Raw genomic sequence first — 22563 nt, 5'->3', positions numbered from 1 at the left:
CGCCGATTTTCAAAGGGTTTCATGCGGCGTGCGTAGAGCTTTTTTGTTCTCATATTTGTCGCTGTCCAGAACCACTGTGGACATCCGGGCGACATGCATAAGGCCATTTCCGTTGGACAGGCGGGCGGCAACGCGCTAATCGCATCACCCATGCATGCAGGATCCCTGGATAAGAAGCCTTTGGACAGGCAGGCGTCGATCGCTTCGGCGCTGAGAACTGTGGCAACCGAGCAGGCCGGGATCGCGGCCCTTGCCGAGGCGCTCGAGAACGGACTGGCCGGGCCTTTCGCCCACGCCGTCGACACGATCTCGAAGATCGAAGGCCGGCTCATCGTCACCGGTGTCGGCAAAAGCGGCCATATCGGTTCGAAGATCGCGGCGACGCTGGCCTCGACCGGCACGCCGGCCTTTTTCGTCCATCCCGTCGAGGCCAATCACGGCGATCTCGGCATGATCGCCAGGGACGATGCCATCATCGCCATGTCGTGGTCGGGCGAGAGCAAGGAGATGATGGGGATCGTCGCCTATTCCAGGCGCTTCTCCATTCCACTCATCGCCATCACCGCCGGGGAGACATCGGCACTGGCACGCGCGGCCGACGTCGTGCTTTTGCTGCCGCGCGCAGCGGAGGCCTGCCCGCACGGCCTGGCGCCGACGACCTCGACGCTGCTGCAGCTGGTGATCGGCGATGCGCTGGCGATCGCCTTGCTCGAAGCGCGTGGCTTCACGCCGGACCATTTCCGCACGTTCCATCCTGGTGGCCAGCTCGGGGCCAACCTGACCCTGGTCTCCGAGATCATGCGGGTCGGCGATCAGATTCCGCTGGCCGTGCTGGGCACCAAGATGCCGGAAGCGGTCATGACGCTGTCCCAGAAGAAGGTCGGCTGCGTCTTGATCACCGACAAGAACGGCGAACTGGTCGGCATCATCACCGACGGCGACGTGGCGCGCAATCTGCACCGCAACCTGGCCGACGTCATCGTCGACGACATCATGACCCGTACCCCCAAGACGATCGATCCGCAGACGCTTGCGGGTACGGCGATCGCGCTTCTCAACGAATACAATATCGGCGCGCTGGTGGTGACCAAAAACAACATGCCGTTGGGCGTGGTTCACTTCCACGACCTGCTGCGTATCGGCGCCGCCTAAGGTGTATTGATATTCAGGTGATGCCGGCCTGCGAACGACGGCTTTCTGCGCTTCCGGTGCTCACGGACCCGAATGTCCGCTCCGCTCCGGTTCTCGAAAGCCATTGTTCTCGACTCCGCCTGACCTGAATCTCAATACACCTTATAGCGGTTCGTAAATTCAGACCGGCTCCACGGTCAGTTCCAGATCCGTGTCGGCCGCTGCTGTCACCCGCACTTGCGTGCCGGCCGGCAGGTCCGGGCCTGAGACACGCCAGAGCGTGTCGCCCAGCTTGATGCGGCCGCGCCCGTCCCGGATCGGTTCGGCAAGTGTCGCCATCCTGCCGACCATCTGCGCGCCGCGTCGGTTGAGCAGTGGCTGGTCGGTCGGGTCATTGCGACCACCGACCAGTTTCTTGCCGACATAGGCCGAGACCAGCGACAGTGCCAGGAAGGCGAGGACCTGGACCTGCCAGATCCAGAAACCGGCATCCCTTATCAGCAGCGACGCGGCGCCGATGATAAGGGCGGCGATGCCGATCCACAGCATGAAGATGCCTGGCGCGATGATTTCCATTACCAGCAGGACGAAGCCCAGAACCATCCAGCTCCAAGGGCCGAGTTCGGAAACGATGCGGTCGATCATGGGCGTGCTTCTTCTTGTTCGAGCACGATCTCCAGCGAAAATAGAGTTCCAAGTTTCGCTGACGCGGACCTGCGGTTCGCAATCATGCTCCTACGATCTCAGTTGTCTGTCGGGCGCACGACTGGCGGGCGCGCGGCCTGCCTTTGCGAGCCGGTCGTGCCTTCGCTGCGGAAGACTTCCTTGGCGATCTCGCCAATGCCGCCGAGCGAGCCGATCAGCGACGACGCTTCGAAGGGCATCAGCACGATCTTGCTGTTGGTGGCCGTGCCGATCCTGCCAAGCGCTTCGGTGTATTTCAGCGCCACGAAGTAATTCAGCGCCTGCACGTCGCCCTTGGAGATTGCTTCCGACACCACCTGGGTGGCGCGGGCTTCCGCTTCGGCCGAACGCTCGCGCGCCTCGGCGTCGCGGAAGGCGGCTTCCTTGCGGCCCTCGGCCTCAAGGATCTGCGACTGCTTGAGGCCCTCGGCGGCCAGGATCTGCGCGCGCTTGTTGCGTTCCGCCGTCATCTGCCGGCCCATCGATTCGATGAGATTGGCCGGTGGGTTGATGTCCTTGATCTCGACGCGGGTGATCTTGATGCCCCACGGATGCGCCGCTTCGTCGACGACGCGCAGCAGGCGCTCGTTGATGGCGTCGCGGTTGGACAACAGTTCGTCGAGGTCCATCGAGCCCATGACGGTACGGATGTTGGTCATCGTCAGGTTGAGGATGGCGTTCTGCAGGCCGGCAACCTGGTAGGCGGCCTGTGCCGCATTGAGGATCTGGTAGAAGGCGATGCCGTCGACGCCGACGATGGCGTTGTCGCGGGTGATGATTTCCTGGCTCGGAACGTCGAGCACCTGTTCCATCATGTTCATCTTGGCGCCGATGCGGTCGACGAACGGGGTGATAAGATTGAGACCAGGGCTCAGTGTCTTGGTGTAACGGCCAAAGCGTTCGACGGTATAGTTGTAGCCTTGCGGAATTGTCTTGATGCCTTTGAACAGCACCAGCACGACAAGCGCGACCAGAACAATGACCGCAATATCGAAACCACTGAAATCCATTTGGCTCTCCCTCAGAGGCAGGCCGCACAAGCCATTCTCACGCCGCCAGCTTCACCAAAGACTTAAGTGTATTTCAAGTGCGTTACAATCAGGTGATGATGGATTGTTTGCGGGTTTGCACTCAGCGGTTGAAGGCGAGCAGCCTTGCATCCGTGTCGTCCAGCCCGTTGATCGAGGCCGAGACAATCTCGGAAGCGATCTGGGAAAAGGTGATGCCGTTGCCGCCGTAACCCATCACCGCATGAATGCGTGGGTGGCGGGGAATGGCGCCGACATAGGGCAGGCCGGTGGTCGTGGTGCCGAAGGAACCGGTCCAGGCAAATTCCGGCCTGACGTCGAGATGCGGAAACAGCCGGCCGAGCTTTTTTTCGATGCGTGTGCTCTTGTCGGCGATCAGCTGGTCGCGCCGCGTCTCGTCGACGAAATCCTCGTCCTCGCCGCCGCAGACGACCCTGCCGTCAGCTGTCGCGCGCATATAGAGGTAGGGGTCGGAGGCCTCCCAGATGAGGGCGGCATCGGGCCAGATCCTTCGTGATTGCGGGCGTGTCGCGATCGCCCATGTCGAGATGATCCGGTGGGCCGCGCCCGGCACGATGTCGACCAGTTCGTAACCAGTGGCCAGGACAACATGTCGTGCCGTGATGGTCGGGCCATCCCTGGTTGCCACGACCACCTCGTCGGCACTGTCCTCGATCGCCGTCGCTTCGATGGGGGCGTAGAAGCGTGCCTTGCGCTCAAGCGCCTTGAGCAGCAGCCCGGCCGTCAGCTTGCGCGGGTCAAGCGCGATGTTGCCATGGCTGAGGATGGCGCCGTCGCGTTCGATGCCGAATTTCTCCGCCAGCGGTGCTGAGGTGAGATAGGTTGCGGCGATGCCGGCCTGCCGGCGCGCATCGGCTTCGTCACGCAGTGCCGACGGGCCGAGTACGGTGCCCGCCAGATAGAGCGATGGCGTAAGGCGCAGGCTGCAGTTGATGCCGAGTTCCGCGATGCGGGCAGCGAGGTTGGAAACGGCGAGCCGCGAGCGTCGCCAGGCCTGCTCCGCCGAAGCTCTGCCGATCATTTTCGACAGCGTCGAAAGCGGCTGGTCGATTTCGAACTGTACTAGTGCGGTGGTCGCGGACGTCGAGCCCTTCAACGGGCCGCGGCGGTCGATGCAGATCACCGAATGGCCGTCGGCTGTCAGCGCTTCGGCCATCATGGCGCCGCTGATGCCCATGCCGATGATCAGCACGTCGGTCTTGACGTCCCGTGTCAGACTGTCTGTCGGGACGGCAGGTGCCCGATAGGCGGACCAGACGGGCCGGCCAGTTCTGAGGTCGAGTTTGCGGGGCATCGAATTCTCCGGAAGGTGGGCGTCAACGCTCCGGAGTGTGTGTGGTTCCGGCCTCAGACCCAGCCCGACAGTTCGCGCCTCACCATTGCCTCGATCACCGCCATGCCCTCGGCGCTGTCGTTGAGGCAAGGGATATGGGCGAAGTTCTTGCCGCCGGCGTGATGGAAGGTCTCGGCTGCCTCGCGGCCGATCTCGTCCAGCGTCTCGATGCAGTCGACCGAGAAGCCCGGATTGACGATGGCGATCGACTTCACGCCGTCCCTGGCCAGTTCCTCGACGGTCTTGTCGGTGTAGGGCTGTAGCCATTCCTGGGCGCCGAAGCGCGATTGGAAAGTGATGATCAGCTTCTTCTCGCTCCAGCCGAGCCGTTCGCGCAACAGCCGCGTCGTCTTCTGGCAATGGCAATGATAGGGGTCGCCCTTTTCGAAATAAGGTTTTGGGATGCCGTGATAGGAGGTGATGACCACCTCGGGGTCGAAATCCAGTGTCGTCAGATGCCGTTCGATCGAACGCGCCAGCGCTTCGATATAGACGGGCTCGTCATAGTAGGGCGGCACGCTGCGAATGGCCGGTGCGCGGCGCATCTTCATCAAGGCGCGAAACAGCTGGTCGTTGGCCGTTGCCGTCGTCGTCGCCGAGTACTGCGGGTAGAGCGGGAACGAAAGGATACGGTCGCAGCCCTTCTCGACCAGGCCTTTGGCGACGCTCTCAGTCGAAGGGTTGCCATAGCGCATTGCCCAGTCGACGACGATTTCTGGCAGGTCACGCAGCGCTTCGGCAAGCTTTTCGCCCTGGGCGCGGGTGTAGGTGCGCAACGGCGACTCGTTCCTTTGCCGGTTCCAGATCCGGGCGTAGTTGGTGCCCGACTTCTTCGGCCGCGTTGTGAGCACCAGGCCATAGAGGATCGGATACCAGATTGCCTTGTTGAGCTCGATGACACGTGGGTCGGACAGGAATTCCCTCAGATACCGCCACATCGGCTTGAAATCGGTGCCGTCCGGCGTGCCGAGATTGACCAGCATGACGCCGATCTTGCCAGCCTTGACCGGCGGATGTCCGGCCGGCAACGGGCCGACGGCCTTCGCGGCTTTGGGATCGACAGGGGTGGAAAGCGTCATAAGGGTTCTCCAGGAGACGCGAACCTAACCATCTTGCGCGCGCTTTCAATGCAGCGTCTGGCCGCACCTTAATGCATGTCGTTCTCCCGGGCGCCACCTTTGGGCGACATGCACTAAAACGCAAAACCCGCCCGGTTTCCCCGGGTGGGCGCTGGTGCCGAAAGGGCGAAGTGAAGTTACTTCGCCGTGGGAGCGAGGTTACTTCGCCGGGATGGTCAGCGTCGCGCCAAGCGTAAGCCGGTGAGGTCTTTGGCCTTTGTTAGCCTCATAGATCAGTTTCCACTTGGTCGCGTCGCCATAGGCCTTCTTTGCGAGGTCCCAGTAGGTATCGCCGGCAACGATGACATGGCTGCTTTCGGCCGGAGCGGCCTCGGCGGGCTTTGCCGGTTCGGCAGGTGCCGGTGCGGCCGGGGCAGGAGCAGCGGGAGCAGGAGCCGGCGGTGCCGGTTGGGGCGGCGCTCCCTCTGTCGATATGGCCGGTGGTGTGTTGGCGATATCGCCCGACTTGGCGGGCAGTTCTGGCATTGCAGGTTCGGCGGGTGCCGCGGCTTCGGCCGGCTTGGCGGCTTCAGCCGGTGCCGGAGCCGCTTCGGCCGGCTTGTCTGGTTCGGGGGCGGGCGCCGCCGCGACGGTCGCGGCAATTTCGGTGATGCGGCCGTCGAGCTTCGGCGTGTAGGGCCGGTGCGCACCGAGATAGTCGGCAACCACCTGTTCGAGGCCCGGACCGTAGTCATAGGCGTTCTTGGCCTTGTCGGCGAAGACCTTGTAGCCGTCGCCGCCCTGGCGAACATAATTGTTGGTGGCGACGAGATAATCCTTGTCCGGATTGATCGGCGTCCAGGCGCCGCCTTGCATGACTTCCACCGACTTGACGCGGCCGGTATTGGGCGCGACCGACTTGTCGAAGGAGTATTTCAGGCCGGCGACCTGCGGGAAACGGCCGGCGCCGTCCTCGATCTGGCTGAGGCCGCTCTCGAGGCCGGCCACCAGGTCCTTGCCGGAAATCTGGAAGGTCGCCAGCGTGTTCTGGAACGGCAGCACGGTCAGCACCTCGCCCATGGTGACGGTGCCCTTGTCGATCGAGGCGCGCAGGCCGCCGCCATTGGAGATGACGATCTCGACGCCCTGTCCCTTGACGCGGTCGAGGATGGCGTCGGAGACGAGGTTGCCCATCGCGCATTCACGGGTGCGGCAGCTCTCGCGGCTGCCGTCGATCACGTCGGTGGTCTCGGCCACCTCCTTGTTCTTCAAGGCCTCGATCGGCGCGCCAAGTTCCTTGATGCGGGCGAGCACGGCGGGATCGGGCGTGATCGACTTGTCGAGATAGATCGGGTTGCCGCTGGCCGATTTGACGACGCCATTGTCGTCGAACACCACCTTGAACTCGCCGAGATATTTCGAATAGGACGCCGCCTGCACGACCGGTACCTTGTAGCCGTCGGGGTTGTCGACCATCGTCGGGTAAGGGCCTTCCGCCTTCGGATCGGTGTTGGACAGCAGCGTGTGGCTGTGACCGCCGACAACGACGTCGATGCCCGGAATCTTCGCAATGACGTCGCGCTCGCGCCTGTAGCCGATATGGGTCACGGCGATGATCTTGTTGACGCCTTCTCCCTTCAGCTTCGCGACCTCCGCGGTGATCGACTTGACGTCGTCCTCGATGGTGACGTTGGGGCCGGGGGAGGCGAGTTCGGGCGTATCGTTGGTGACGGCGCCGATGATGCCGATCTTCTGGCCGCCGACCTCGACGACAACAGACGGCTTGACGCGGTCGCCGAGCTTGGATTGCGCGTTGGCCTTCACATTGGCGCCCAGCACCGGGAACTTGATCATGTCGAGGAACGGCGCAAGTGCCGTCTCGCCGTCGTCGAATTCATGGTTGCCGAGCGCCATGGCATCGAACTTCATCTCGTTGAGGAACTCGCCTTCGACCTTGCCCTTGTAGGTCGTGTAGAACAGCGATCCCTGGAAATTGTCGCCGGCGCTGAGCAGCAGCACGTTCTGGCCTTCGAGCTTCTTGCGTTCCTGGGCAATCGCGGTGATCAGCCGGCCCGCGCCACCGATGCACTCGCCCTTGGTCTCCTCGTCGGCCGAGCAGGTCGATTCATATTTGTTGTTGCCTTCGATGCGGCTGTGCCAGTCGTTGATGTGCAGGATGTTCAACGTGTAGTCGGCAAAGGATGCGCCGGCCGACAGGCCAAGTGCTGAGGCGGACAGGGCCGCAATGGCAGCGATCTTCTTCATCTTCGTCTCCCGGACAGGCTGATCAGATGCGTTTAGCGCGCTTGCTTGACTGGACTATAACAGCCAGCTTTCCAGGTATGTTCCCATCGCGTTCCGGTCGATGCAAGCAGAATCCCGGTGGTATTTGCCTGTGCAAAACCGGCGACCTTTGCCGGCGTAAAAAAGGGACGGCGGCCAATTGGCCGCCGTCCTTCGGGAGACAATACTCGCTGGTCTGAAGCGCGTCGCGTTTGAACGGATTCAAGCGACGCGCTTTAGTGGGCGATATGCATTAGACGCGTCGTGTCAGCACGAAATTCTGGCCGCTGGAGCTGGTGCAGTTCAGCTGGCTTGTCGAAACCATAAGGCAGTTGAAGCTGACCGGTGTCTGGCGGATCAGCGAGGTGCCGTTGATCTGCACGGACGTGGCGCCGGTCATCGTGTAGCTGCCGTCGGCAAGCTTCTGGCCAGTGTCGGTGGCGACCGTCGTGAAGGTACCGCCGGTGAAGGTCGAAAGGCCGGTGCCCTTGGCATCGATCCAGGAGCCTTCGACGCCTTTCTGCGTGGCTGCCGCCATAGGTGGCGCGTCGGGGCCGCTGGTCGCACAGGCAGAAAGCATCGCGGCAATGGCGCCCGCCACACTCATCGAAAGAACTTTGCGCGCAATAGTCATGTGAAAATCCTCTCCTCTCGCATCGGCCGAAAAATCGGAATCGATTTTCGGAAAGCACGATGCGCGCATCCAAGTTTCCAGAGCGTACGCTGTGCGTCCAAATGGACGCACGTCGCTCTCGTCCGCGTCCCTTCAATCGCCCGATTTCCGGGCGATTGCAAGGCAAGGAGGCATGCTGATGGGGCCGCTATCGGACGAGGATGTTGCGGAATTGCCACGGGTCTGTCCGGTCGAGGTCTTCCGGGAACAGGCCGGGCCGCTTATCGAGCGGCGTCCAGTCGGTGTAATGGCCCTTGACCGGTCCCAGATATTGGGACTGCACTTCCAGGCAGCGCTTGTAGTCCATCTCGTCGGCCTCGACGATGCCGGCCTCGGGGTTTTCCAGAGCCCAGACCATACCGGCAAGAACCGCCGACGTGACCTGCATGCCGGTGGCGTTCTGGTAGGGCGCCAGCTTGCGCGCGTCGGCCAGCGACAGATGCGAGCCGTACCAATAGGCGTTCTTGTCATGGCCATAGAGCAGAACGCCGAGCTCGTCGACGCCGTCGACCAGCTCGTTCTCGTCGAGCACATGGTGCACCGGCTGAGGCTTGCCGGCGGCGCCGAACATCTCATCCAGCGACAGCATCGCGTCATTGCAGGGATGGTAGGCATAATGGCAGGTCGGGCGGTATTGAACCTTGCCCTTCTTGGAGCGCACGGTGAAGAAATCGGCGATCGAGATCGCCTCGTTGTGGGTGACCAGGAAGCCGTATTGCGGTCCTGGCGTCGGGCACCATGAGCGCACGCGCGTGTTGCCGCCGGGCTGCTCCAGATAAATGGCGGCCCTCGAACCGTGCTTGTGCTTCTTGGCGTTCTTCGGCATCCATTTCTCATGCGTGCCCCAGCCGAGCTCGGCTGGCTGCAGGCCCTCGGAAATGAAACCCTCCACCGACCAGGTGTTCCAGAACACATCCATCGGCTTCGGCTTCTTGGCGCGCTGGGTGTCGCGCTCGGCGATGTGGATGCCCTTGACGCCGGCCTTCTTCATCAGCTTGGCCCAGCCCTCGCGGTCTTCCTGCGCGGGTTCTGAAAATTCGAGACCGAGATCGGTGGCGAGGTTGACCAGCGCCTGCTTGACGAACCACGAGACCATGCCGGGGTTGGCGCCGCAGGTGGAGACCGCCGTCGCGCCGCCGGGCTTGTCGTGCTTTTCCTTGATCAGCGATTCGCGCAGCGCATAGTTGGTGCGGCTGGCATTGTCGGCCTTGGCATCGAAATAGAAACCAAGCCACGGCTCGACGACGGTGTCGATGTAGAGCACGCCGAGCTTGCGGCACAGCCGCATCAGGTCCACCGAGCCGGTATCGACCGACAGGTTGATGCAAAAGCCCTGGCCGCCGCCATTGGTCAGAAGCGGCGACAGCAGCTTCTTGTAGTTTTTCTCGGTCACCGCTTCCTGGACGAAGGCGATGCCGCGTTCGTCGAGCAGCTTGCGGTCGGTGTCGCGCGGGTCGAGGACCGTCATGCGCGACTTGTCGAACTTGAAATGGCGTTCGATCAGCGGCAGCGTTCCCCGTCCGATCGAACCGAAGCCGATCATCACGACAGGGCCGGTGATCTCACCGTAAACGGGCCAGTTTTCAGTCGCCATTTTATCGAGCACTCCTTCAAAACCCAGGAAACTGGGAAACACGCGCAAAACCGGGCATTCTTGGCCGCCGGCCATGCGCTACATCACAGATCATTGTCACAAACCAGTGAAAAGCGCCAACCGCGGCTAGCCGTCACTGGCCATGTGGTTAAGGACGGCGATCAGCCGGTCACGGTCCGATGTCAGCCCCTTGTAGTCGAGCTGGGCGAGATCGAGCGCTTCGAGCTGCGCGACGAAAGACACCGCGAGTGTTGCCCGGTCCGGGTGCCGCGCCAGCACGGCGAGCGGGTCGAGATGGATGCGGATTGTGAACAGGATATCCCCTGACGCCGGCAGCTTTCTCAGCGTCTGCCGTTCGACGCGGATGAAGGCATGGGCGCCGATGTCGCCGTCTGGAAACCGCGACGGGCGCTTGGTCGCGCGGTCGATGCGCTCGAGATCGGAGAGCGGATGGTAGAGCGCGTTGTCGGACTGGATCGACCAGTTATAGCGCTCGACCGCCTGGCCCTGGAGACCGTCGAACATGCGGTTGATCAGCTCGGCCGGACGGGTGCCCGGACCGAAGCCCGGCACCGGCGCGTGGATATCCTGCAGCGGCCGCCCGAATTTCTCGACCAGCGACCAGGATGAGGGAAAGCACAGAGAGCCGGCGACGAGCCGCCAGCCACTGTCGTTACGGCGCATCAGGATCAGGTCTTCCTGGACCAGCAGGGAGGCGGCGACGAGCGATGCGCCGTCGAGACCGGCATGGGTGGTGCTCTGCGCGCCCACGGCCTCGACGCCTGCGTCGATGCGCCGGTAGGTGTCGGGGAATCTCTCCAGCAGATGCGTGCCGAGTAAGTCGAGCACCTCCTGTTGGGCGTCTCGCGTGCCGTCCTCCTCGACGAAAACCCGCCCGGGGATCTCGGCGTAGAGCCGGCGCTTCTCGGCGAGATACGGCAGCAGATGGCCGTCAACCTCGATCCAGTCCGTCGGAGCGAGCGGCTTCAGCCCGATGCTGAACAGCTTCGAGGAGCCGTCATAGGGCGTATGTGTGGGGGGCGTGCGAGTGGGCAAAGATGTCATGTTTCAGATCAGTCTCGCGGGGATCAGTCCGCGCAGTGAATTGCCGACGAACAGCGCTCTGGCGGATTTCAGGTCGTCCAAGTTATAGATCGCTTCATGGGCGCGGCCTTCATCCAGAAACTCGGCGCGCAATACGCCAGGCAGCAGGCCGCAGTCGAGCCGCGGCGTTGCGAGCGAGCCGTCGCCGAAATCGGCGAAGACGTTGGTGATGGTGCCTTCGCAGAGTTCGCCACGCTCATTGGCCATAAGCACCTCGTCGGCCTGGGTGATGAGATATTCGGCGCGGGCATGCGTGTAGAGCTGCCGCCGGCTGGTCTTGTGGCGCAGCAGCGTGTCGTGCGAATCGAGCCTCGTCCGCGCCAGCCGCAGCACCCAGACCCTGTCGGCGGCGAGCGGTTCATAGGGCTGTGCCGAGGCGGTCACCTCGCCGCCGCGCGACAGGACGAGGCGCGCCCGCAGCGCAACAGTGGAGCCGCTGACCGCCTTGCTCAGCACGTCGCCGATCCTCCGCGGGTCGCAGCTGAAGCCGAGTTCCGCCGCCGAGCCATAGAGCCGCGCAAGGTGGCGATCGAAGCGCAGGAAGCCCGCGCCGGGCTGCCAGCGCATGGTCTCGATCAGCTCGAAATCGGCGGCGTTCCCGTCGCGAAGCGCGCTTTCAGCAAACACTCCTGATACTCCTCCTGCGCCGTCGAATCGAAGACGACGCCGCCACCGACATTGTAGACGGCCTCGCCGCCGGAAAAGAGCGAGATGGTGCGGATGGCCACGGAAAAGCGCATCGTGCCGCCGGGCGCGATCCAGCCGATGGCACCGCAATAGGCGTCGCGCGGCGTGCCTTCCAGATCGTGCAGGATTTCCATGGCGCGAATCTTCGGCGCGCCGGTGATCGAGCCGCAAGGAAACAACGCCGCGAAAATCTGGCGGATCGAGAGACCCGGCAGCAGCTTCGCCCTGATGTCGCTAACCAACTGATGGACGGTCGGGTAGGTCTCGACGCGGAACAGCGCCGGCACCTCCAGCGTACCGACCTCGCTGATCAGCGAGATGTCGTTGCGCAGGAGATCGACGATCATCCGGTTTTCGGCCTGGTTCTTCTCGTCATTGCGCAGGAAGATCTTCTGCCGCTCGTCCTCGACCTTGGTCGCGCCGCGCGGCGCCGTGCCCTTCATCGGATGCGTCTCGATCATGCCCTCGGTGTCGATCTCGAAGAACAGTTCGGGCGAACGCGACAGCACGGTGGGCTCACCAAGCGCGACCAGCGCGCCGTATTTCACCGGCTGGCGTTCGGTCAGCGCATCGAAGGCGGCCAGCGGGTCGCCTGACCATTGCGCATGAATGGGAAAGGTCAAATTGCCCTGGTAGCAATCGCCCTGCCTGATGTGCTGGTGCAGCCGCGAGAACCGCTTCTCGTAGTCCTCGAACGACCACGTCGCCCGTGCGTCGAAGATTGGGGCATCGAAGATCGGGCCATTGGTTGCCGCCGTGTTGCGGGGCGGCACCGCCTCTTCGACCGGCGCGTCGAAAACCCCCAGGCAAACCAGCGGGGCGCGCCGTCCGCCCGGCAGCAAGGGAACGAGCTTCGGTTCGAGCAGGTAGCCAGCCTCGTAGGAGAAATAGCCGGCCAGCCATCTGCCGGCGTCATGCGCGGCTTGCGCCGCCGCCAGCGCCGGCAGGAAATCCTTTGCCTCATGCGCCACGATGATCTCGGCCGGCCGGTCGAAAACGAGCTGGCGCGCGCTTTCGTCGTTGCGGAAAATTGCGGCGGGTAGGGACATGGGACTCGGATGCTGCGATCAGGGAAGCCATCGACCGCTCTATATGGGGGGCCGCTCGCGCGCAATCGAGGGAACGGCACCCTGCCACTCAAAGCCGACCTTTCGGCCGACCTTTGAGTCGACCTTTGGGCTGACCTCGCAAAAACAAACCGGCGGCGCCATGTTCGCGCCGCCGGCTGCGTCCGTCAGGTGCTTGGCGATCAGGTGTTGCTGGCCGTTCCCGCGGTCGGGAACTGGCGGGCGAATTCCTTCTCGTCGCCGGCGGCAAGCAGCTTCGCCTGCTCGACCCAGTGTTCGCGCTCGACGCGACCACCGAATTGCAGGGCATGCTCGATCCGCTCGATGTCGGCGGCGCTCCAGGCGGCGATCTGGGCGAAAGTTGTGACGCCTTGCCCCTTGAGCAACTTCTCGTTGACCGGGCCGATGCCGATCAGCCGGCGCAGATTGTCGGGCTTGCCGGATGCCGCCTTGGCCGCCGTGGCTTTCGCCGGGGCTGCGGTTTTTGGAGCTGCACTCGCCTTTGGGGCGCTCGCTTTGGGTGCGCTGGCTTTGACGGCGCTGGGCGCGGCCTTGGCTGCCGCCGGCTTGCTTGGCGCCGGTTTGGTTGGAGCCGGAGCGGATTTGGCCGGAGCTGGCGTCGACAGCAGGGCAGCCGGCACCGGGCTCGTCGCCTTCGCCGCACCGGTTCCGGCAGCCGGCGTCGCCTGCGCGTCGCGCAGCCGGCGCTCGAGGTCGGCGCGGGCCTTGCCGCATGCATCCAGTTCGCCGGTCAGGCGGTCGCTGTCGGCGCGCAGCTTGTCGCGCTCGCCGCGTGTACGGTCGAGGTCGCCGCGCACGCTGTCGAGTTCACCGCGCAGACGGCCCCAGAGGAACCAGCCAACCAACACGCCTACCAGGAACGCCAGGACCACATAGAAAAAAGTGCCCATTGTCTCTCTCCAGTCAGATCCGTCTGCCGTGGGTCATGGCCTTCGGCGAAGGACTACTCGATGATGGTTCCGCGGGTTCGCAGAACAGCCGGCTTCGATGGAGCTGTCGGCAATCGGGTTTGTTTGCCCATGGCCAACGGCCGTTGTCGCGTTCGCCAAAGTACCACGGTCGGCCGAGACTTTCCCTCGCCGATCCGCATGCGCTCCGGCTGAGCTTGGAGTGGAGGCTATCATAGAGCTTGTGGAAAGCTATCGGAAAACTTGCCGAGAGAGTACTTCAAGAACAGATATTTAGGCCAAGAATAGAACCGTCCCAATATGCACTCCGGCTAAACTGTTCCGCGCGCGGATGAGACCCGCGTGCGCGTTTCAAGCGTCGAGCGCTTCCAGCTCGTCGATCAGGCCACTGATGACGCCAAGCCCGATCTGCCAGAAGGCGGGATCGGTGGCGTCAAGGCCGAAGGGCGCCAGAAGCTCTGAATGATGCTTGGTGCCGCCGGCGCGTAGCATCTCGAAATACTTGTCCTGAAAACCGCGCTCGGCGTTCTGGTAGACCGCGTAGAGCGAGTTCACCAGGCAGTCGCCGAAAGCATAGGCATAGACGTAGAAGGGCGAATGGATGAAGTGCGGGATGTAGGTCCAGAACACCTCGTAGCCTTCGCGCAACTTGATCGCGGGTCCCAGGCTTTCGGCCTGCACTTCCAGCCAGAACTGGCCAAGCCTGTCGGATGTCAGCTCGCCGTTCTTGCGCTCGGCATGCACCTTGCGCTCGAATTCGTAGAAGGCGATCTGGCGCACGACCGTGTTGATCATGTCCTCGACCTTCTGGGCGAGCATGGCCTTGCGCTCGCGCCTGTCGGTGGTCTGGTCGAGCAGCGAGCGGAAGGTCAGCATCTCGCCGAAGACGGATGCCGTTTCGGCCAGCGTCAGCGGCGTCGAGGCCATCAGCGCGCCCTGGCCGCTGGCCAGCACCTGATGCACGCCATGGCCAAGCTCATGCGCCAGCGTCATCACGTCGCGCGGCTTGCCCATGTAGTTGAGCAGGACATAGGGATGCGCCGACGGCACGGTCGGATGCGCGAAGGCGCCGGGCGACTTGCCCGGACGCACCGGCGCGTCGATCCAGTTGCGGTCGAAGAAGGTTCGCGCGATCTCCGCCATGTCGGGCGAAAAGCGCTGATAGGCGGATAGCACGGTGTTCCTGGCCTCGTCCCAGCCGATGATCGCCTGCGGCGTGTCCGGCAACGGCGCGTTGCGGTCCCAGTGGTTCATCACCTCCATGCCCAGCCAACGCGCCTTCATCTGGTAATAGCGGTGCGACAGGCGCGGATAGGCGTCGCGAACGGCGGACGCCAGGGCATCGACGACGCTGCGCTCGACGCGGTTGGCGAGATGGCGTGAATCGGCGATGTCCTCGAAGCCGCGCCAGCGGTCGGAAATCTCCTTGTCCTTGGCCAGCGTGTTGGTGATCAGCGTGAAGGTACGCAAATTCCCGCGGAAGGTCGTGGCCAGCGCCTCGGACGCCCGGCGGCGCACCTCGCCATCGGCATCCTGCAGGCGGTTCAACGCCGGCTCCAGCGTCAGTTCCTCGCCGTCGATGTCGAAGCGAAGGTCGGTCATCGTCTCGTCGAACAACCGGTTCCAGGCGCCGCGCCCAGTGATCGATTTCTCATGGAAGAGCTGCTCGACGCGGTCCTCGAGCTGGTAGGGCTTGTCCTTGCGCAGATCGAGCACCCACGGCCGGTAATGGCCGAACGCCGGGTCGGCGGCAAGCGCTGCTTCGATCGCGCCGTCGTCGATCAGGTTGAGTTCGAGCGCGAAGAACAGAAGGTGCGCGCTGGCGTCGGTCATTTTCTCCTGGGTGTCGCCATAGAGCTTGGCACGCTGCGGATCGGCAGTGTTGCCGGCATAGACCAGCCCCGCATAGGAGACGATGCGGCCGATCAGTTCCTCCAGCGCCTCGTAGGCGACAAGCGCCTCGCCCAGCCTGCCGGAGCCGCCGCGCGAGGCCTCGGCGGCCAGCGTGCCTTTCCAGCGGGTCTCGAAGCCGATCGCATCGGTGGCGGCCTTGGCGATGTCGCGCTTCAGTTCCGGTGCATCCATGCCGGCATAGAGATCGGTAAGGTTCCACTCCGGCAGGTCGCCAAGCTCGGCCGCGCCCTGACCGGACGATGGCGCCATAAGCTGCCGACCAAAAACCATCCGCATTGCCGATACCTTCCGTGGCCAAGGTTCAAGGGGAAACGAGAAGCCGGTCAAATCCTAAGGAATTCGTTCACCGGGTTTTTTGAAACCTTATTTAGAACCCTGTGCCAAGATGGTCCACAGGGCAGAATTCCTCGGGCGGCACAGTCGTACAAGTCATGACAGGTTCCATACTCATAGTCGATGACGATCCCGTGCAGCGCCGGCTGCTCGAGGCGGCGGTGACGCGGTTCGGCCATACGGCAACCGTCGTCGATGGCGGCGCGGCCGCGCTCGATGTCCTCGACGGCCCCGGCGCCCGCGAAGTGTCGGTGGTCATCCTCGATCTGGTCATGCCCGGTCTCGACGGCATCGGCGTGCTGAAGGCGATGCGCGAGCGCGACATAAATGTCCCGACAATCGTGCAGACCGCGCAGGGCGGCATCGAGACCGTGGTTTTGGCGATGCGTCACGGCGCCTTCGATTTCGTCGTCAAGCCGGCGTCTCCCGACAGGCTGCAGGCGTCGATCGCCAATGCGCTCAAGGTCGAGGCCGTCGAAGGCGAGGTCAAGCGCACGTCGCGCCGGCGCGGCGGCCTTCTGACCTTCAAGGACATGATCACGCACAGCCCGGCCATGGACAGAGTGATCCGGCTTGGCCAGAAGGCGGCGGCATCCAACATTCCGATCCTGATCGAGGGCGAGTCCGGCGTCGGCAAGGAACTGGTGGCGCGCGCCATCCAGGGCACTGGCGACCGCCGCTCGAAACCCTTCGTCACCGTCAATTGCGGCGCCATTCCCGACAATCTGGTCGAATCGATCCTGTTCGGCCACGAGAAGGGCTCGTTCACCGGCGCCACCGACAAGCACACCGGCAAGTTCGTCGAGGCGCATTCGGGAACGCTGTTTCTCGACGAGATCGGCGACCTGCCGCTCGACGTGCAGGTCAAGCTGCTGCGCGCCGTGCAGGACGGTGAGGTCGACCCGGTCGGCGGACGCTCGACCGTCAGGGTCGACATAAGGCTGATTTCGGCGACGCACCGCAACCTCCTGCAGCAGGTCAAGGACGGCAAGTTCCGCGAGGATCTGTTCTATCGGCTGAACGTCTACCCGATCTTCGTACCGCCGCTGCGCGACCGCCGCGACGACATCCCCTATCTGGTCACGCATTTCATGGACAAGGTGGCACCGGCCGACCCGCGTCATCGCCTGCAAGGCATTTCGGCCGCGGCCCTTGCCGTGCTGCAGGCCTATGATTGGCCCGGAAACATCCGGCAGCTCGAAAATGCCGTCTTCCGGGCCTCGGTGCTTTGCGAAGGCGACGTGCTGACCACGGAGGATTTTCCGCAGATCCGGGCGCAGGTGGAAGGCACCGTCAATCTCGACGCCGATGGTGCTTCGCCGTCCTTGTCCCTCGACGCCCAGCCGCGCGACGAGGAAGCCTTGCCCGGCGAGGCTGCCCGGGCGACCGAGCTCGACCCGCCGGCCCGGCTGCAGCCTCGCTTCGGCACGCTGCGGGCGCTTGACGAGCGCGGCAATGTGCGTGCGCTGGCCGAGGTCGAACTCGAGATGATCAAGCTCGCCATCGATCATTACAACGGCCAGATGAGCGAAGTCGCCCGCCGCCTCGGCATCGGCCGCTCGACGCTTTATCGCAAGCTCAAGGAATACGGCATCGACCCGGAAACCGGCCGCGTCGACCGGCTCGCGTCCTGAGGCACAAGGCCGGCGCCAGCTTGCAATGCCACAATTGGCCCGTACCGGGCTTTTGGGGGATTGTGGCAGACCTAGTGGACAGCTCTGTTCACGCATTAAGGCCAGCGGTAACAGATCGTGTTCGGCCGAAAGCCGAAACATGATCTAAACCAGCGGTTTACCAAGAAACCCTGTGAACAATTTTTGACGGGATATCGCCACGGTGTTACCGCATTTCGGCTTCAATAAGCGATGATTAACCATTAGGATCGATATTCGGATGTGATAACGACACATCCGTTTGGGCAAATCCGGGGACAAACGGCAGCCTGCAAGGCCTTTTGATTTGAACAGAATCGAACGACACACAAACGGGCGGCACCACCACGTGAGCGTCTGGCCGAAATGGCTGGCGGCGTTGATTGTCGCATTTGGTTTTGTTGCAGCGGCCGCGACCAGCGCCAGCGCCGAAACACGTTCGCTGAAACTCTATCACCTCCACACCCACGAGAAGGCCGAGATCGTCTACAAGCGCAATGGCCGCTACATTCCGGAGGGTCTGAGGAAGATCAACATCATTCTGCGCGACTGGCGTCGCAACGAGCCGACCAAGATGGATCCTCGCCTGCTGGATCTGGTCTGGGAAGCGTATCGGGAAAGCGGCGCCACGGACTACATCCAGGTCGTCTGCGGCTATCGCTCGCCGTCGACGAACTCGATGCTGCGCAGCCGCAGCAGGGGCGTCGCCGAGAAGAGCCAGCACATGCTCGGCAAGGCGATGGACTTCTATATTCCCGGTGTGCCGCTGAAGAAGCTGCGCAATATCGGCCTCAAGATGCAGGGCGGTGGCGTCGGCTACTATCCGACATCCGGTTCGCCGTTCGTCCATATGGACGTCGGCAATGTGCGCCACTGGCCCGGCATCAGCCGCCAGGAACTGGTCAGCCTGTTTCCCAACGGGAAGACGCTGCATGTGCCGAGCGATGGCAGGCCGCTGCCCGGCTATGAGCAGGCGGTTGCCTCCTACAAGGCGCGCAAGGGTTCAGGCGCACCGGCCATCGAGATGGCCAGTGCCGGTGGCAGCAGCAAGAAATCAGGCGGGTTCCTGTCGGCTTTCTTTGGCGGTGGCAGCGACGAGGCCGACGACAGCGCCGATGTCGAGACCGCTTCGGCAGCCCCGCCGCCAAAGGCTAGAAACCTGAAGCCGGCCGCGGCAGCCAAGACCAGCAACCTCCCGGGCATCGCCATCGTGGCGCCTGAGAATGCGCAGCGCGCCGAGATTCCGCAGATTGCCGAAGCGCAGGCTCCGGAGCCGCAGAAGGACACGCCGGAGACGATCATCGCGGCGTTGCCAGCCCGCAGCATTCCGCTGCCCGATTTCGCACCGCGACCGAAGGCCGATGTCGGCGCCCAGCCGCCTGAGAACGTTCCTTTTGCCATGGCGGATGCGACAGCGACCGCGGATGCGGCAGCGACCACCGAGCAGGCTACCGCGACCACCGAGCAGGCCGTGGCGACCGCGCATGCGCCGGCGAGCGTGCCTTTCGGCATGGCCGATGTGTCGGCCGCGCCGAGCCCGGCGCAGGTCGCCGCCAACAACATACCGTTGCCGACTTGGCGCCCCGACACTTCGCTGCCGGCCGCTCTGGCTCAGCCGCCCAGCAAGGATGTGCTGATGGCGCTGGCCGATACGGCTGAGCGCGGCAGCACCGCGACCGATGCGTTCTCGGTGCTGCCGACGGCGCGTCCAGAGATGGCCAAGCCGGACGCGGTCAAGGCCGTGCTCGACGAGGCCAACGCCCAGGTCGGTGCGGCCGATGGTTATCAGGTTGCCTCCTTGGCTGCGTCAGAACCGCGTTCGGCCTTCAACGATCCGTCGGGCGCCGATACCGCATCGCCGCGCCAGGCTGTCGTTGCCCGCCCGGCCGGCTCCGATCCGGCCGCCGCGATCGGCGCCGGCGTGAAGACGACCCGCAAGGAATCGAGAGCCACCGCCCGCGACCTCAAGCCCGGTCCCAAGGCCATGGTGGTTGCCGCCGCGCCGCAGGCCGCCCGCTGGGCGCTGACCAGTGGCGAGCATGTCGCCACCGTTTCAAGCGCCACGACAGCGCCGGGCTACGCCTACAGCATCGTGCACACGCCACCGAGCGAGGTTTACACGGCAGGCTTCCAGTCGGGCAACCAGATGGCCGATGCCAACCGCTTCACCGGCAACGCCGTCAAGTTCCTGTCGGTCGCCCGCTTCCAGACCAAGTAAGGACCAGTCAATCGACAAAGCCGCGCCGGGCAACCTGCGCGGCTTTTTGTTGGTCAAACCAGTTCAGCAAAACCCGGTCGATGCAAGTCGGCCGGGTTTTTTCATGCCGTGCCGAAAGCCTTACTTTGCGAGCTTGCTCGCCGCGCGCGCCAGGGCTTCGATCTCGTCCCACTTGCCGGCCTTGACCATGTCGTCGGGCGCCACCCAGGAGCCGCCGACGCAGACGACGTTGGGCAGGCTGAGATACTCGGCCGCATTCTTGCCGGTGATGCCGCCGGTCGGGCAGAATTTCACGTCGGCCAGCGGCGAGGCGAAGGCCTTCAGCGAAGCGATGCCGCCCGATTGCTCGGCCGGGAAGAATTTCAGGAAACGCAAGCCGGCTTCGCGCGCGGCCATGATCTCGCCAGGTGTGATGGCGCCGGGCAGCACCGGAACATCGCTGTCGGCGGCCGCGGCCAGAAGCTCGCGGGTGATGCCGGGGCTGACGATGAAGCGCGAGCCGGCGCTCGCCGCCTCTTCGAACTGACCGCTATCCAGAATGGTGCCGGCGCCGACGATGGCTTCCTCGACCTCACCGGCCACCCGCCGGATCGCTTCCAGCGCATCGGCGGTCCTGAGCGTGATCTCGATCGCCGGCAGGCCGCCACGCGCCAAGGCGCGTGCCAGCGGCACGGCATCGCTGACATTGGCGATCTTCAGCACCGGGATGACCGGCTGGCCGTTGAGGAGCGACAGGAGTTTTTCGGTCTTGCTGGGCATCTGCCTCTCCGTATCGTGGGACAATTCAACCGATTAGCAGACGGGTGTTTTTCTGTCCATGAAACGAAGCGTGTCGCGATGTCACGCGCCGTGGGGCGGTCATACCGGCCATTACGAATCAAACACGATGACAGGCTGATGAAGCCGCTCCGCCTTGAATCGGCTGCGACGAGCGTTTAGTGGCTTCGGCGATGACATCGCCTCAACCCCTTCGCGTCGCCGCGCTCTACCGGTTTGCCCGGCTCGACGCCTTCGACGAGCTGCGCGCGCCGCTCGCCGCTTTCTGCTGTGGGCGCGGCATCAAGGGCACGCTGCTTCTGGCGCATGAAGGCATCAACGGCACCGTCGCCGGCAGTGAGATGGCGATTGCCGAACTGATCGAGCATCTCGAAGCCATCGACGGGCTGGCCGGCCTCGAGGTCAAATACAGCAGCGCCGCGGAAATGCCGTTCCACCGCATGAAGGTGCGGCTGAAGCGCGAGATCGTCACCATGGGCATCGATGATATCGATCCGGGGACGAGCGCCGGCACCTATGTCGCGCCGGCCGACTGGAATGCGTTGATTTCGCAGCCCGATACGATCGTCATCGACACGCGCAACGCCTATGAGGTGTCGATCGGCACTTTCAAGGGCGCGGTCGATCCGGCAACGGCAAGCTTTCGCGAGTTCCCGGCCTGGGTGGAAGCGCACCGTGCCGAGCTCAAGGGCCGCAAGGTGGCGATGTTCTGTACCGGCGGCATACGCTGCGAAAAGGCGACCGCCTATGTCAAGTCGCTCGGCTTCGAGGATGTTTTTCACCTCAAGGGCGGCATCCTCAGATATCTCGAGGAGGTTTCGGCCGAACAGAGCCTCTGGCAAGGCGAGTGCTTCGTCTTCGACGAGCGGGTTTCGGTGTCGCACGGCCTTGCCGAGGGCGAGGCGGAACTTTGCCGTGCCTGCCGCCATCCGCTGACGCCGAGCGATCTGACCTCACCGAAGTTCGCCGCCGGCGTGTCTTGCCCGTATTGTTTCGATGCGCGTTCGGATGAGGACCGCAAGCGTTATGCCGAGCGCCAACGTCAGGTCGAGCTTGCGCAAACACGGGGCAGGGGCCGGCATATCGGCTCCTGATCCCGGCATTGGCGGCTCCGCCAAGGGTCCGTCCCAAGGATCCGTCATTGTAATGTCAAGGTACGGGACCTACGTCTTCGACGTTCGAAACCTGCCCGTTCGGCCGGGCAAATCCTGGAGGTCCTGAATGTTCGATCCCAAGAAGCTTCTCGACGATCTGCTCGGCTCGCAAATCCCCGGCACCGGCGGCACCGTCCGCGACAAGGCGGGCCAGGCCGTGCAGATGGCCAAGGACAATCCGCTGGCCGCCGGCGCGCTCGCTGCCGTGCTGCTCGGAACTGGCGCCGGTCGTGAGGTGACGGGGGCGGCCGTGAAGCTTGGCGGACTGGCCGCGATCGGCGGTCTCGCCTACAAGGCCTACCAGAACTACAAGGCCGGCAATGCACCCGCGGAGGCACCGGCGGCCGGCGAACCGGAATTGCTGCCGCCACCCAAGGATACCGCCTTCCACCCGTCGCAGGCGCCGCAAGGCGAGGACGAATTCACCCTGACCCTGGTTCGGGCGATGATCTCGGCCGCCAAGGCCGACGGCCATATCGACGATGACGAACGCCAGAAGATCGCCGGCAAGCTCAGCCTGGCCGGGATCGGCTCCGGCGCCGAAAAATTCCTGATGTCGGAGCTGGAGAGCCCGCTCGACCTCGACACGCTGGTGGCCGGCGCCAAGACCGATGCGCAGAAGCTCGAACTCTATACGGCGTCGCGGCTGACCATCGATCCCGACACCCGCGCCGAGCGCGGCTATCTCGACCTGCTTGCCGGCCGGCTTGGCCTGCCGGACGCGCTGGTCGACCATGTCGAGGCGACAGTTTCAGCAGCGAAGGTGCCGGCCAAGGCAGGCACCTCACCCAATCCGCGCTGGTAGCCCAGATCGGCACAGGCAGCCTTTCCTGCGTTAACCTTTCGTTAACCCAGCAAGCGCATCATTCTACACAGTCGGATCGGCTTTTCCTCCTCCCAAGCCCGGTTCAGATCAGGGCGGT

Annotated in this window: 18 protein-coding genes; 5 read left to right on the top strand and 13 right to left on the bottom strand. The window is 63.8% G+C overall.

Going from position 1 to position 22563, the window contains the following annotated elements; translation table 11 throughout:
• The first annotated feature begins 150 nt into the window (after positions 1-150).
• Positions 151-1152, top strand: coding sequence for a KpsF/GutQ family sugar-phosphate isomerase (locus tag BPNPMPFG_RS15345; RefSeq protein ID WP_258596301.1), 1002 nt, complete (start codon positions 151-153; stop codon positions 1150-1152).
• Between the two features lie 159 nt (positions 1153-1311).
• Here the strand turns inward: BPNPMPFG_RS15345 and BPNPMPFG_RS15340 are convergent, their stop codons facing one another.
• The 12 genes from BPNPMPFG_RS15340 to BPNPMPFG_RS15285 form a co-directional block, all read right to left on the bottom strand.
• Positions 1312-1776 carry an NfeD family protein gene (locus BPNPMPFG_RS15340; RefSeq protein WP_258596300.1) on the bottom strand — a complete coding sequence of 155 codons (465 nt, stop codon included), beginning with the start codon at positions 1774-1776 and terminating at the stop codon, positions 1312-1314.
• Between the two features lie 98 nt (positions 1777-1874).
• Positions 1875-2825: an SPFH domain-containing protein gene (locus BPNPMPFG_RS15335; RefSeq protein ID WP_258596299.1), complete on the bottom strand. Its 951-nt coding sequence runs from the start codon at positions 2823-2825 to the stop codon at positions 1875-1877.
• A gap of 121 nt (positions 2826-2946) precedes the next feature.
• Complete coding sequence (locus BPNPMPFG_RS15330) at positions 2947-4158, bottom strand: NAD(P)/FAD-dependent oxidoreductase (protein WP_258596297.1); 1212 nt, start codon at positions 4156-4158, stop codon at positions 2947-2949.
• 53 nt (positions 4159-4211) lie between these two features.
• Complete coding sequence (gene hemH, locus BPNPMPFG_RS15325) at positions 4212-5276, bottom strand: ferrochelatase (protein WP_258596295.1); 1065 nt, start codon at positions 5274-5276, stop codon at positions 4212-4214.
• 198 nt (positions 5277-5474) lie between these two features.
• Entirely contained in the window at positions 5475-7520 is a 2046-nt protein-coding gene (locus BPNPMPFG_RS15320) for a 5'-nucleotidase C-terminal domain-containing protein (protein WP_258596293.1), read from the bottom strand.
• A gap of 271 nt (positions 7521-7791) precedes the next feature.
• Positions 7792-8172 (bottom strand): outer membrane lipoprotein Omp10, encoded by a 381-nt coding sequence (omp10, locus tag BPNPMPFG_RS15315; RefSeq protein WP_258596291.1) that lies wholly within the window; start codon positions 8170-8172, stop codon positions 7792-7794.
• A 187-nt stretch (positions 8173-8359) separates the two neighbouring features.
• On the bottom strand, positions 8360-9805 hold the full coding sequence (locus BPNPMPFG_RS15310) for a homospermidine synthase (RefSeq protein WP_258596290.1): 1446 nt from the start codon (positions 9803-9805) through the stop codon (positions 8360-8362).
• Between the two features lie 126 nt (positions 9806-9931).
• Positions 9932-10870, bottom strand: a complete 939-nt coding sequence (locus tag BPNPMPFG_RS15305) for a heme-dependent oxidative N-demethylase family protein (RefSeq protein WP_258596289.1) — start codon at positions 10868-10870, stop codon at positions 9932-9934.
• A 3-nt stretch (positions 10871-10873) separates the two neighbouring features.
• Positions 10874-11536 carry an aminotransferase class IV family protein gene (locus tag BPNPMPFG_RS15300; protein WP_258596288.1) on the bottom strand — a complete coding sequence of 221 codons (663 nt, stop codon included), beginning with the start codon at positions 11534-11536 and terminating at the stop codon, positions 10874-10876.
• Entirely contained in the window at positions 11485-12645 is a 1161-nt protein-coding gene (locus BPNPMPFG_RS15295) for an aminodeoxychorismate synthase component I (protein WP_258596287.1), read from the bottom strand. The genes BPNPMPFG_RS15300 and BPNPMPFG_RS15295 overlap by 52 nt, the downstream gene beginning before the upstream one ends.
• 200 nt (positions 12646-12845) lie before the next feature.
• Positions 12846-13574 carry a helix-hairpin-helix domain-containing protein gene (locus BPNPMPFG_RS15290; protein WP_258596286.1) on the bottom strand — a complete coding sequence of 243 codons (729 nt, stop codon included), beginning with the start codon at positions 13572-13574 and terminating at the stop codon, positions 12846-12848.
• A 369-nt stretch (positions 13575-13943) separates the two neighbouring features.
• Positions 13944-15782: a M3 family oligoendopeptidase gene (locus tag BPNPMPFG_RS15285; RefSeq protein WP_258596285.1), complete on the bottom strand. Its 1839-nt coding sequence runs from the start codon at positions 15780-15782 to the stop codon at positions 13944-13946.
• Positions 15783-15937: 155 nt separating this feature from the next.
• Between BPNPMPFG_RS15285 and BPNPMPFG_RS15280 the strand changes: the two genes are divergently transcribed.
• Positions 15938-17473 (top strand): sigma-54-dependent transcriptional regulator, encoded by a 1536-nt coding sequence (locus BPNPMPFG_RS15280; protein ID WP_258596284.1) that lies wholly within the window; start codon positions 15938-15940, stop codon positions 17471-17473.
• Between the two features lie 367 nt (positions 17474-17840).
• Positions 17841-19709 (top strand): peptidoglycan L,D-endopeptidase MepK, encoded by a 1869-nt coding sequence (gene mepK, locus BPNPMPFG_RS15275; RefSeq protein WP_258596283.1) that lies wholly within the window; start codon positions 17841-17843, stop codon positions 19707-19709.
• A gap of 120 nt (positions 19710-19829) precedes the next feature.
• On the opposite strand, the gene BPNPMPFG_RS15270 is transcribed toward mepK, so the two are convergent.
• Positions 19830-20468, bottom strand: a complete 639-nt coding sequence (locus tag BPNPMPFG_RS15270; protein ID WP_258596282.1) for a 2-dehydro-3-deoxy-phosphogluconate aldolase — start codon at positions 20466-20468, stop codon at positions 19830-19832.
• A gap of 191 nt (positions 20469-20659) precedes the next feature.
• Here BPNPMPFG_RS15270 and trhO point away from each other — a divergent pair, with 191 nt between their 5' ends.
• Entirely contained in the window at positions 20660-21580 is a 921-nt protein-coding gene (gene trhO, locus BPNPMPFG_RS15265; RefSeq protein ID WP_258596281.1) for an oxygen-dependent tRNA uridine(34) hydroxylase TrhO, read from the top strand.
• Positions 21581-21707: 127 nt separating this feature from the next.
• The gene (locus tag BPNPMPFG_RS15260) at positions 21708-22445 is read left to right on the top strand and encodes a tellurite resistance TerB family protein (RefSeq protein WP_258596280.1); all 738 of its coding nucleotides are present in this window, start codon (positions 21708-21710) and stop codon (positions 22443-22445) included.
• Positions 22446-22563: the final 118 nt, after the last annotated feature.

This window comes from Mesorhizobium sp. AR07 (assembly GCF_024746815.1).
GTDB lineage: Bacteria > Pseudomonadota > Alphaproteobacteria > Rhizobiales > Rhizobiaceae > Mesorhizobium.
The sequence above is the reverse complement of the archived record's forward strand: the minus strand, read 5'-3'. Positions and strand labels throughout refer to the sequence as shown.